Origin of the sequence: Novosphingobium clariflavum, from assembly GCF_026420865.1 — a bacterium.
GTDB lineage: Bacteria > Pseudomonadota > Alphaproteobacteria > Sphingomonadales > Sphingomonadaceae > Novosphingobium > Novosphingobium clariflavum.
Genome location: NZ_JAPCWC010000002.1, coordinates 109,544 through 121,329, shown reverse-complemented (window position 1 = coordinate 121,329; position 11,786 = coordinate 109,544). Strand labels below are relative to the sequence as shown.

At 65.2% G+C, this 11,786-nt stretch carries 11 protein-coding genes; 5 read left to right on the top strand and 6 right to left on the bottom strand.

Features of this window, described 5'->3' with window-relative positions:
• Position 1 precedes the first annotated feature (1 nt).
• A complete protein-coding gene (locus tag OKA11_RS02845) occupies positions 2 to 763 on the top strand; it encodes a PadR family transcriptional regulator (RefSeq protein WP_267218727.1) in 762 nt (253 codons plus the stop codon).
• Positions 760 to 1,065: a DUF2218 domain-containing protein gene (locus OKA11_RS02840; protein WP_267218726.1), complete on the top strand. Its 306-nt coding sequence runs from the start codon at positions 760 to 762 to the stop codon at positions 1,063 to 1,065. The genes OKA11_RS02845 and OKA11_RS02840 overlap by 4 nt, the downstream gene beginning before the upstream one ends.
• Before the next feature lie 29 nt (positions 1,066 to 1,094).
• On the opposite strand, the gene OKA11_RS02835 is transcribed toward OKA11_RS02840, so the two are convergent.
• Positions 1,095 to 1,973: a mechanosensitive ion channel family protein gene (locus tag OKA11_RS02835; RefSeq protein WP_267218725.1), complete on the bottom strand. Its 879-nt coding sequence runs from the start codon at positions 1,971 to 1,973 to the stop codon at positions 1,095 to 1,097.
• A gap of 113 nt (positions 1,974 to 2,086) precedes the next feature.
• Between OKA11_RS02835 and OKA11_RS02830 the strand changes: the two genes are divergently transcribed.
• Both OKA11_RS02830 and OKA11_RS02825 read left to right on the top strand, forming a co-directional pair.
• Positions 2,087 to 3,700, top strand: coding sequence for a lysine--tRNA ligase (locus tag OKA11_RS02830; RefSeq protein WP_267218724.1), 1,614 nt, complete (start codon positions 2,087 to 2,089; stop codon positions 3,698 to 3,700).
• A gap of 19 nt (positions 3,701 to 3,719) precedes the next feature.
• Entirely contained in the window at positions 3,720 to 4,250 is a 531-nt protein-coding gene (locus OKA11_RS02825) for a DUF1003 domain-containing protein (RefSeq protein ID WP_267218723.1), read from the top strand.
• 6 nt (positions 4,251 to 4,256) lie between these two features.
• On the opposite strand, the gene OKA11_RS02820 is transcribed toward OKA11_RS02825, so the two are convergent.
• The 3 genes from OKA11_RS02820 to ettA all read right to left on the bottom strand — a co-directional run bounded on the left by OKA11_RS02820 (position 4,257) and on the right by ettA (position 7,904).
• A complete protein-coding gene (locus OKA11_RS02820; protein ID WP_267218722.1) occupies positions 4,257 to 4,922 on the bottom strand; it encodes a 2OG-Fe(II) oxygenase in 666 nt (221 codons plus the stop codon).
• A gap of 100 nt (positions 4,923 to 5,022) precedes the next feature.
• Positions 5,023 to 5,856 (bottom strand): RcnB family protein, encoded by an 834-nt coding sequence (locus OKA11_RS02815; protein WP_267218721.1) that lies wholly within the window; start codon positions 5,854 to 5,856, stop codon positions 5,023 to 5,025.
• A 374-nt stretch (positions 5,857 to 6,230) separates the two neighbouring features.
• Positions 6,231 to 7,904, bottom strand: coding sequence for an energy-dependent translational throttle protein EttA (gene ettA / locus OKA11_RS02810; protein WP_142633370.1), 1,674 nt, complete (start codon positions 7,902 to 7,904; stop codon positions 6,231 to 6,233).
• 277 nt (positions 7,905 to 8,181) lie between these two features.
• Here ettA and OKA11_RS02805 point away from each other — a divergent pair, with 277 nt between their 5' ends.
• Positions 8,182 to 9,552 (top strand): M20/M25/M40 family metallo-hydrolase, encoded by a 1,371-nt coding sequence (locus OKA11_RS02805; RefSeq protein ID WP_267218720.1) that lies wholly within the window; start codon positions 8,182 to 8,184, stop codon positions 9,550 to 9,552.
• Between the two features lie 54 nt (positions 9,553 to 9,606).
• Here the strand turns inward: OKA11_RS02805 and OKA11_RS02800 are convergent, their stop codons facing one another.
• Together OKA11_RS02800 and OKA11_RS02795 are read right to left on the bottom strand one after the other, a co-directional pair.
• Positions 9,607 to 10,506, bottom strand: a complete 900-nt coding sequence (locus tag OKA11_RS02800; RefSeq protein WP_267218719.1) for an HpcH/HpaI aldolase/citrate lyase family protein — start codon at positions 10,504 to 10,506, stop codon at positions 9,607 to 9,609.
• Positions 10,507 to 10,850: 344 nt separating this feature from the next.
• A complete protein-coding gene (locus OKA11_RS02795) occupies positions 10,851 to 11,753 on the bottom strand; it encodes an SDR family NAD(P)-dependent oxidoreductase (protein ID WP_267218718.1) in 903 nt (300 codons plus the stop codon).
• Positions 11,754 to 11,786: the final 33 nt, after the last annotated feature.

The window sequence follows — 11,786 nt, the reverse complement described above, 5'->3', positions numbered from 1 at the left end:
GATGAAAATTCATCACAAGCACGGCGGACGTCGTGGTTGCCGCGATGGGCGCGGCGATGAGTTCCGGAGCGAATTTCGCGGCGAAGGCCGCTTCGGCCCGCGCGGCATGCGCGGACGCGGTGGGTTCGGCATGGAGCGTGGGCCCTTCGGGCGTGACGGTGACGATTTCGAAGGCGGTTTCCCCGGCGGTCGTGGACGCGGTCGCGGTGGCCGGGGTGAAGGTTTCGGTGGCGGTTTTGGGGGCGGCTTCGGGGGCGGTTTCGGCCCCGGTGGCGGGCGCATGGGCGGCGGACGCCGCAAGCGCCTGTTCGATCAGGCGGAATTGCAGATCCTGCTGCTCGCACTGATCGTCGAGGCGCCGCGTCACGGCTATGAGCTGATCCGCGAGATCGAGGCGCTTTCGGGCGGCGACTATGCGCCGAGCCCGGGGGTGGTCTATCCGGCGCTGACCTACATGGAAGAAGCGGGGCTGATCGCGGCCAAGGCCGAAGAGGGCGCCCGCAAGTCCTACGAGGCGACCGGCGAAGGCCGTACCCAGGCCGAAGGCGATGCCGAGAAGGTCGTCACGCTCAAGGCGCGTCTTTCGGCGCTGGCGGAAGCGCGCGACCGGGTCGATCCCGCGCCCGTGCGCCGGGCCATTCACGCCTTGCGCACGGCCGTGCACGACCGTCTTTCCAAGGACGGTGCCGATCGCGCGATCATCCTCCAGGTCGCCGATGCGCTCGACGAGGCGACCCGCAAGATCGAAAGGATCGAAGGATGAGCCACACGATCGGGGCAGAGGTCGCCACGCCCAATGGCGCGAAGTACGTGCTGCAGTTGTGCAAGCACTGGAGCCACAAGCTCGAAACCGCTGTGGAAGGTAGCACCGGCACGGTGACCTTCCCCAATGCCGTGGCGACGATGGCGGCGGGGGATACCGGCATCGCCATCGCCATCACCGGCGAAAACCGGGATGACGTGCAGGGGCTGACCGATGTGGTCGCCCGGCACATCGACCGCTTCGCTTTCCGCGAAGCGCCGCTCACCTACGACTGGAAGTGGCAGGACGAGGTGGCCGGTTGATCCGGCCACCTATCATTCCGGCCCACCGTTCAGGCCGCGCGCTTTTCCGGCGAATGCGCGCGGTCGATCGGCAGCGCTTCCTTGAAAGTGTTGGTGACGTAGGGGTAGGGGATCTCGATCTCCGCCCCGTCCAGCGCGGCCTTGATGGCCTTGATGGCGTCGCTTTTGGTGATGCGCATGTCGCGCGGGGTGGTGTCTGCCCACCACTGGATCAGGAAATCGATCGAGCTTGAATTGAAGGTCTGGGCGACGACCAGAATGGTCTTGCTCGAATCCACGCCTTCCACGCCGCTCACCGCCTCGCGCAGAATGCTCTCGGCCTGGTCGAGATCGGCGTCGTAGGAAATGCCGACGACCAGTTCGTCGCGGCGCACCGGTTCGTCGTTGAGGATGCGGACCGGGTTCTTGAACAGCATCGAATTCGGCACAACCGTCAGTTCGCCGGTGAACTGGCGGATATGCGTTTCGCGCAGGGTGATACGCTCGACCTTGCCCTGGATGCTGTTGCACTGGATCGAATCGCCGATGTTCATCTTGTCGCGCAGCATGATGAGGACGCCGGCGAGGAAGTTCTCGAAGATGTCCTGAAACGCGAAACCGATGGCCAGAGCGCCGACGCCCAGGCCCGCGAAAGCGCCTGCCGGGGTGAAGCTCGGCACCGCGACAGTAAGCGCAACCAGCGAGCCGATGACCCAGACGAACAGCCGTACCAGAGTGTCGAGCAATTGCTTGAGATCGTTGCGGATCGTCGCACGGGATGTCAGCTTGTCGGCCATGCGCACGGCGAAGCGGGCCAGCGCCCAGGTCACCATGAGCACCATGAGCGCGATGACGAGGCTGGGCAGCGCCTGCACGAAGCCCTCGGCCATGCTTTCGAGCTGTTTCTGCAGGGTATCGACGTACTTCACGACTTGACCATGTCCTTCTGCGACCTGAAAATTCACAACGGCTCCCCGCTCGAGTGGTTCCCCGCATAGCTTCGCGCTTGCGAAATGCGGCAAATTCGCGTCATAGCGCGCGCATGACTAAACAAGCCCTGATCGAAGCCGCACGCGTGTCCAAGGCCTGGCCCTTCCAGGAGGCCCAGAAGCTGCTCAAGCGTTTCCCGAACGGAAAAACTGGCCCGGATGGAAAGCCCGCGCCGGTGCTGTTCGAGACGGGCTACGGTCCCTCGGGCCTGCCGCATATCGGCACCTTCCAGGAAGTGCTGCGCACCACTCTGGTCCGCCGTGCCTACGAGGCACTGACCGGCGGTGCGCCGACCCGCCTTGTCGCTTTCTCGGATGACATGGACGGGCTGCGCAAGGTGCCGGACAACATTCCCAATGCCGAAGTGCTGGCCGCCAATCTCGGCAAGCCGCTCAGCCGCATTCCCGACCCGTTCGGCACGCATGAGAGCTTTGCGCATCACAACAACGCGATGCTGCGCGACTTTCTCGACCGTTTCGGCTTCGACTACGAATTCGTGTCGGCCAGCGACCGCTACAATTCCGGCGCGTTCGATGCCGCGCTGACCCGCGTGCTGGAATGCAACCAGGGCATTCTCGACATCATGCTGCCGACGCTGCGCGAGGAGCGCCGCAAGACCTATTCGCCGATCCTGCCGGTTTCGCCGACCAGCGGCGTGGTGCTGCAGGTGCCGGTGGAAGTGCTCGATCCGGCGACCGGCATGGTCCGCTTCACCGACGAGGACGGCTCGGTCGTCGAACAGTCGGTGTTCGGCGGCAAGGCCAAGCTGCAGTGGAAGGTCGACTGGGCGATGCGCTGGTACGCGCTGGGCGTCGATTACGAAATGTGCGGCAAGGATCTGACCGATTCGGTCACCCAGTCGGGCAAGATCGTGCAGGTGCTGGGCGGCCGCAAGCCGGAAGGGCTGATCTACGAACTGTTCCTTGACGAGAACGGCGAGAAGATTTCGAAGTCCAAGGGCAACGGTCTCACCATCGAGCAGTGGCTGACGTACGGCACCGAGGAATCGCTGGGCTTCTACCTGTTCCGCGAACCGAAGAGCGCCAAGCAGCTTCACGTCGGCGTGATCCCCAAGGCGGTCGACGAATACTGGCAGTTCCGCGGTAATCTGGCCGACCAGGCGCTGGACAAGCAGCTCGGCAACCCGGTCTGGCACCTGCTGCGCGCCAATGGCGGCGGCGAAGGTGCGGGCGACAGCGTGCCGGTGACGTTCTCGCTGCTGCTCAACCTCGTGGGCGTGCTGGGCGCCGATGCCACGGCGGAGCAGGTCTGGTCCTACCTCGGCAACTACATCGCGGATGCCCGCCCTGAAGCGCACCCGGAACTGGGCGAGATGGTCCGCGCGGCGCTTGCCACCAACCGCGACTTCATCGCGCCGACCCTGCAGCGCCGCGCGCCGACCGCCAACGAGGCCGAAGCGCTCAAGGTGCTGGATGCCGAGCTGGAGAAGCTCGGCGGTGAGGCAACGGCCGAAAACCTTCAGAACGCCGTCTATGAGATCGGCAAGAACGAGGCTTACGGCTTCGAAAGCCTGCGTGACTGGTTCAAGGCGCTCTACGAAACGCTGCTCGGTTCGCCGCAGGGGCCACGCATGGGCAGCTTCATTGCCCTTTACGGCGTGCCCGAAACGCGCAAACTGATCGCCGAGGCCCTGTCGGCCGCCTGAGGTCGAAAGGTACGCCGGAATGCGCAGGAACCCGCGAACGCCCGAGGAACTCGCCGAAGAACTCCTCGGGCGCAAGCTGGCGGAGCTCGATCCCGAGGATCGACGCGTGCTTGATCGGCTGGCGGCCGGTACGCTGGTCGGCCCCGATGCCGATGAACTGGCGGCGATGCATGCCAGCCATGGCGACCGCATTGCCGACAAGGTGGCGGCGGTCGGCGGCAGCTGGGGGTTCATCATCGCCTTTGCGGTGGTGCTGCTCGGCTGGATGCTGCTCAATTCGAGCGTGCTGCAGATGCTGGGCGTCAAGCCCTTCGACGCCTATCCCTATATCTTCCTGAACCTGATGCTCTCGATGCTGGCGGCGATCCAGGCGCCGGTCATCATGATGAGCCAGAACCGGCAGGCGGACAAGGATCGCATTACCGCGCGGCACGACTACGAGGTGAACTTGCGCACCCAGCTGGAAATCATCCGGCTGCACCGCCGCTTCGATCAGCTGATGGAATATCTCGACAATCGCAAGGCCGCCGAAAACGGCGAGGAATGCTGAGGCTCGCTACTGCCACGTGCGGGCGCGATACCATTTGGTGACGACGTACTTCACCCCGCGCACGACGGGGCGGGCCGCGTGGATCGTCCAGGGATTGGGCGTGCCGTCGGGCAGGGCATTGTTCCACAGCAGCAAGGTGCCGGGGCAGGGCGTCACGCGCAGGCCAAGGCGGGTGAAATCGGTATGCCCGCCTTCCTCGACGGCGTTGAGATAGACCATCGCCGTCCAGCTGCGTTGTCCGCCGTTGCGATCCTCTCCCGCCCAGTAGTCGGCCTTGGTGTCAAACCAGTCCCAATGCTCGTGGTAATATTCGCCCGTGAGGTGGCGCTGGCCTTGCGCGCATTCGCTGCGGGTGGCGTCGAGCCCGGTAAGGTGCGCCAGTTCCTGCTCAAGGTTGCGGACAGTGGTGTCTCCAGGGTCGATATCGCCTGAGTAGCTGGTTCGGTACCCCTCCCAGTCCGCTTCCTCGACCAGCCGGGAAGGGCAGGCAACGGCGTCGATCAGGGCCGTCAGTCGCCGGCAGGTGGCGGAGGGCAGGAAGTTGGCAATGGTGTAGATTTCCGCATCATCGACGGCGATGCGCCTCGCCGCCGCCATCAGCGACAGGCGATCACGCACATCGGCACCGATCCGGGCGAGCGCTTCGCAATCTGGATGGTGTTCTTGCGCCATTGCCGGATCAGCTTAGCGCGGCATTCGGCAAGATCAATCGGTTGCCGATTACCATGATGAAAACGCCTCCGAAGCAAGGGCTTCGGAGGCGTTTCTCGAATTACCAGAAGAAGTCGTAGATCACGTCGACCACTTCGCCGGAGTAAGTGTCGACCAGCAGCACGTCGTCGTAATAGCGGACCCAGCGGTAGGGGCCGTAGACGGGCGGCAGGCGATACATCCACGGATCGTCGAGCCAGTAGGAACTGCCGTAGAACATCGAGCTCATGTAGAAACCGATGCTCAGGCGGCGATACGAATAGCCGCGATAGGGGGCGTAGTACGGCCGCGCGCGGTAGACCGAACGGTGGCGATCGCGATAGTCGCGCCAGTCGTAGCGGTTATCCCGGCGCCAGTCGTTGCGGTCCCAGCGGTGATCGTCGTTGCTCCAGCGGTGGTCGCGGTCCGGTCGGCGGTCCTGTCCGCCCTTCCAGGCTGGCGCTCGGTCACGGTCGCGGTCGTTCCAGCGGTTGGGGCCGTCGCGATCCCGGTCGGGCCGGCTATCGGGGCCACGGTCTGGCCGGCCATCTGGGCCACGGTCTGGCCCATTGCCGGGACGTCCATCGGAGCCGCGATCAGGGCCGTCCCGACCTCCCTGCCACGAGGGGCGCCCGGGCTGGTTGTCGGAAGGCCGGTTCCGGTCGGAGTCGTTGCCAGGGCGGTTGTTGCCGAGATTGCGGGCCCAGTCCGGCGTGCGGGAAGGCTGGCCCTGTCCGCGCCAGGCGTTGCCGCCGTTGCCCTGCGAAGGCCGCTGGACATCAGGGCGAGGGGCCTGGGGTTGGCCCCCGTTCTGGCCCCCGTTCTGGCCACCATTTTGGCCGCCACCCTGGGCGCGCGAACCGGAGGCCCAGTCGGGCCGCTGGCCGCCACCTTGCTGCTGCTGAGGCGCGCGCATCTGAGGACGCGATTGCCGCGCCAGTTGCCGTTGCCGCCGCCGCGTTCGCTGCGCGCTTCACTGCCGCGGCGGTCGTCGTCCGCCATCGCCGGGGTTGCCGCAAGCGAGGTCAGCGCCACCGCCATGGCACCTGCTGCACCCGCACCCTTGAGGAACTTCAGTGTCGTACCCTTTGTCATTGTCTTCCGGTCTCCAAACCGGACTTGTCGCAGGCGACCCGCGACTTATCCTATGTCTGGTAGATATACCGCACCGGCTGTCGCATCGGTGAACCGCGCTGTTGCCGTTCATTCATTTTTCTAAACCTGAAAATGAACAAGGCCGCCGTCCTTTTTCGGGACGACGGCCTTGTTATATCAGCTAAATCGCTAAGCTCAGCGGGTCAGCTTCTTGTAGGCGAGACGGGTCGGACGGTCGGCCGCATCGCCCAGACGGCGGCGCTTGTCTTCTTCGTAAGCCTCGAAGTTGCCTTCGAACCATTCGACGTGGCTGTTGCCCTCGAAGGCGAGGATGTGAGTCGCCAGACGGTCGAGGAAGAAGCGGTCGTGGCTGATGACCACGGCGCAGCCTGCGAAGTTTTCGATGGCTTCTTCCAGCGCGCCCAGCGTTTCGACGTCAAGGTCGTTGGTCGGTTCGTCGAGCAGGAGGACGTTGCCACCCTCCTTGAGCATCTTGGCCATGTGCACGCGGTTGCGTTCACCGCCCGAGAGCTTGCCGACGTTCTTCTGCTGGTCGGCGCCCTTGAAGTTGAACGCACCGACATAGGCGCGGGTCGACATGTCGTGGCCGTTGACCTTCATGTAGTCGAGGCCGTCGGACACTTCTTCCCAGACGTTCTTCTTGGGGTCGAGGTGGTCGCGGCTCTGGTCCACGAAGCCCAGGTGCACGGTCGAGCCGATCTCGATCGAGCCGCTGTCGGGCTGTTCCTTGCCGGTGAGCATCTTGAACAGGGTCGACTTGCCGGCGCCGTTCGGGCCGATGACGCCGACGATGCCGCCCGGCGGCAGGATGAACGACAGGTCCTCGAACAGCAGCTTGTCGCCGAAGGCCTTCGAGATGTTCTTCACCTCGATGACCTTGCCGCCCAGGCGCTCGGGCACCTGGATGACGATCTGGGCCTTGCCGGGCTTGCGACCGGCCTGGGCTTCCTGGAGCTGTTCGAACTTGCGGATACGTGCCTTCGACTTGGTCTGGCGGGCGGCGGGGGTCTGCCGCATCCATTCCAGCTCGTCCTTGAGCGCCTTCTGGCGGCCGGATTCCTCGCGGTCCTCCTGCTCCATGCGCTTGGCCTTCTTCTCGAGGTAGGTCGAGTAGTTGCCTTCGTAGGGGAAGTACTTTCCGCGGTCGAGTTCGAGGATCCAGTCCACCACGTGGTCGAGGAAGTAACGGTCGTGGGTGATCATCAGCACCGCGCCCGCGTATTCCTTGAGGTGGTTTTCCAGCCATTCGACGGATTCGGCGTCGAGGTGGTTGGTCGGTTCGTCGAGCAGCAGGATCGACGGCTTCTGGATCAGCAGGCGGGTGAGCGCGACGCGGCGCTTTTCACCGCCCGACAGCTTGTCGACGGGCCAGTCGCCCGGCGGACAGCGCAGCGCTTCCATCGCGATCTCGAGCTGGTTGTCGAGCGTCCAGCCATCAACCGCGTCGATCTTGTCCTGCAGCTCGCTCATCTCGGCGCCGAGGGCTTCGAAATCGGCGTCTTCCTCGCCCATTTCCATGCCGATCGCGTTGAAGCGGTCGACCATGTCGGCCGTCGCACGGGCGCCGTCCTTGACGTTTTCGAGCACGGTCTTGGTCGGATCGAGTTCCGGTTCCTGCTCGAGGTAGCCGACGGAGATGTTCTCGCCTGCCCAGGCTTCGCCGGTGAAGTCGGTGTCGATACCGGCCATGATCTTGATCAGGGTCGACTTACCGGCGCCGTTCGGGCCGACGATGCCGATCTTGGCGCCCTGATAGAACTGCAGGTTGATGTCGTTCAGCACCGGCTTCTGGGCGCCGGGGAAGGTCTTGGTCATGCTCTTCATGACGAAGGCGTATTGCGCGGCCATCGGATTCCTCTGGATGGAAAGTCTGTAAGATCGAAATGTCGGGTGTCTTGGGCGCCGCTCTACAGGCGCACGCCTCTGTTGCCAAGGGCAGGGGCGGGGAACCGGCGCGTGCCATGTCCCGCCTGACATGATGGCCGGAACATCGGGGCTGGCCCTGCGGGTTTCAAGGGGGCGTTCGGCGGGGCCCCGGGCCCTTCCCAAATCCCTGCCCAAATCCTTGCCCAAATATTGCATCGCCACCGTTGGCAGAATGGCCAAGCCGGGCTAGCCAGTTGACATGCAAAGATCATTCACCCGCGCGGCGCTTCTCGCCGCATCCGCCGCCGCGCTAGTGGCTGTTCCCGCACTCGCCACGCCGACGCAAGGTTCGGGCGTCGCCTGGGACATCGTCGAGGGGCTGACCACCGAGATCGGCCCGCGCATTGCCGGATCGGATGCGGAGGGCCGCGCCCGGGCATGGGCGGACGCGAAGCTGAAGGCGCTCGGCTTCCAGAACGTCAAGGTGGAGCCGTTCACCACGCTCGCGTGGACGCGCGGCGAGGAAAAGGCCGTGCTCACCGCGCCCTACAGCCAGCCGCTGGCGATTGCCGCGCTGGGCATGTCGGTGCCGACGCCCGCGGGCGGCCTGAAGGCGGAACTGGTCTACTTCCCGACCCTCGATGCCCTGCGCGCCGCGCCCGATGGTTCGCTGAAGGGCAAGATCGCGTTCGTCGATCACGCCATGCGGGCGGCGCAGGACGGGTCTGGCTACGGGCCCTACGGCGATGTGCGCCGCAAGGGGCCGGCACTGGCCTCGCAGAAGGGCGCTTCGGCCATCGTCATCCGCTCGGCGGGTACGGACAGCCACCGCAACCCGCATACCGGCGTGACCGTGTTCCCCAAGGGCGTGACAGCGATCCCGGCCGGCGCCGTCTCCAACCCCGATGCCGACCTGATCGCGCGCATCGCCCAGCGCGGTCAGCCGATGAAGATCGACCTGACGCTGGCGGGCAAGCCGTTCCCCAACGCCCCTTCGGGCAACGTGATCGCCGACCTGCCGGGCCGCGATCCCTCGTTGCCGAAGATCGTGCTGGCCTGCCACCTCGATTCCTGGGACCTCGGCACCGGCGCCATCGACGATGCTTCCGGCTGCGCCATCGTCACTGCCGCCGCGCTTGCCGCGCAGAAGGATGGGCAGACGCTGCGCACCATCCGCGTGCTCTGGGCCGGCAACGAGGAAATGGGCCTCAGCAATGGCGGCAACGCGGCCTATGTGAAGATGCATGGTTCCGAACCCCATGCGCTGGCGATGGAAAGCGACTTCGGCGCGGACAAGGTCTGGCAGGTGAAGTTCTCCGCCGCGCCGCAGAACCAGGCCATGGTGGACAAGGTGAAGGCCGCGCTCTGGCCGATGGGCATTACCCCGCATGCCGGTGCTGCCGATGGCGGCGAGGACGTGTCCGGGATCATTCAGGCGCAGAACCTGGCCGTGATCGATCTGGGGCAGGACGGCACGCACTACTTCGACCTGCATCACACGCCCGACGATACGCTCGACAAGGTGGACCCGGCGGCGCTTCAGCAGAACGTGGATGCCTGGACGGCGGTGCTCAAGGTCGTTGCCAACGAGGCGGGCGAGATCGCCAGGGTTCCGGCCCAGGGCGAATAAGCCGGTCTATTCGGGAAACGGGAAAGGGGCGGTTTTTCCGCCCCTTTTTTGTATTTAGCCTGCCGCCGCGATCTGCTCGGCCACGGCGATCAGGCGCAGCGCCTGGTCAAGATGGAGCAGTTCGGTCATCTTGCCGTCGACGCGGATGGCGCCCTTGCCTCGGTTTTCCGGCAGCGCGAAAGCCTCGATCACGTTGCGCGCCCATGCGAGATCGGCCTCGCCGGGCGAGAACACGGTGTTGCAAGGTTCCACTTGTGCGGGGTGGATCAGGCTCTTGCCGTCGAAACCGAACATCAGGCCCTGCCGCGCCTCCGCTTCGAACATTCCCAGATCGCGGAACTCGTTGCAAACGCCATCCAGAATGGAGATCCCGTTTGCACGGGCGGCGGCTACGGCCATCGAGAGGAACGGCAGGAACGGCGTTCGGCACGGCGTCAACTGCGCGCGCATTTCCTTGGCCAGATCGTTGGTGCCCATGATCCAGAGGGAAAGCCGGGTCGTGCGCGCCATGGCGGCGATGGCGGGCAGATTGCCGACGCTCGCACACGTCTCGATCATCGCCCAGAGCCGCATCTGCGGCGGCGCGCCGGCAAGCGCTTCCTCGTAGCGCGCGATATCCGCAGCATCGTTGACCTTGGGCACCAGCACCGCATCGGCCTGCGAACCGGCAATGGCGGCAAGATCCGCCGCGCCCCATTCGGTGTCGAGCCCATTGGCGCGGATCACCAGTTCACGGTGACCGAAACCGCCTTGTGCAATGGCCGCGATCGCGGCATCGCGCGCCTCGTCCTTGGCCTCGGGAGCGACGGCATCTTCTAGATCGAGGATGACCACGTCGCAGGGCAGGGTCCGTGCCTTGGCAAGCGCCCTGGCATTCGAGGCGGGCAGGTAGAGTGCGCTGCGACGCGGGCGGGGGACGATCGGGGTCGGCAAGGCGGCGGAAGGGGCAGTCATCGTGCGAAGGCTCCTGGGATAGCGCGCGGCGGTCTTTCGGCTGGTGATCCGGACAGGTCAAGCACGGTGTGCTCATGGTTCGGGGGCAGGGGATGGTTAGCCGGACGTTGCCTGTCGCACAGGCGTTTGCCCCCCGGTCGAAAGTCCTAATGATATCGTTTGCGAAGCGCGGTATTCCTTGCTTGTCGTCAACGATCACAACAGCCTCGGTGATCGCGGAAGCGCAGACATCCCCTTCTGCCCATCCCGGCGACAGCCTTGCGGGTCGCACCGGCCGTCCCGTACTCACGCCACAGCCACCCCCCTCGACTGGCGCGGGTACGGGACGGTTCTTTTTCAGACCGTTACAAGGCGGATGCGAGAATGGCTTGCAGCATCCTCTCGCTCTCGGCCCAGAGTCTTGCGGCAGCGGTATCATCCCGCGCCTGAGGTGCCGGCTCCTCCTCCCCGAGATCGTGGAAATAGCGTCCGCCCATGCCGCCCAGTTCCTGTGCATTGGCCAGCCAGACAAGGGTTCGGGCTGGCTGCTCCGGCGGCACGGTGTCATTCCCTTTCATCCATGCCTGCATCTGCGGGTCGGCGTGGCTGGCGAAGTTTGACGCCACGCGGCCGGGGTGCATGGCCAGCGAGACGATGCCCCTGTCGCGAACCTTGCGGTCAAGCTCGCGCGCGAACAGCAGGTTGGCGAGCTTGGCCTGGCAATAGGCGGCATTGGCGTCGAATGCTGCCTTCATGGCCAGATCGTACCAGCGCATCCCGGAACAGGCCGCGTGACCTGCCGACGAGACCGCGATGACCCGCACCAGTCCGGGGGCACTGTCTCCGGCAGCCCGCTCCAGCAGCGGCATAAGTTCGCGGGTCAGGAGAAAGGCGGAAAGGTGATTGGCGGCAAATGTCGCCTCCAGGCCGTCTGAGGTGCGGTAATACCCGTCGCGGACGCCGCCGGCATTGTTGACCAGGACATCGACATGGGCGGTCAGGTCGGTGATCTCGCGGGAGATGCGCAGGACCTCGCGCATCTCCGAGAAATCGCCGCGCAGCATGTCCACCCGCGCCTCGCGGCTGGCGGCGGCGGCAATCTGCTGGGCCGCATCGTCGCAGCGGGCCTCGTCGCGGCCGGTGCCGATGACATGCCAGCCCATGCGTGCAAAGGCTTGTGCGGCGGCGCGGCCGATGCCCGAGCTTGCGCCGGTCACCACCACGCAGCGGCGTTTTCGCGCCGGTGTAGGTTCTGGTGTTGCTGCCATGTCGTTCTCTCCCGTTATTGCTTTGATCTGGCG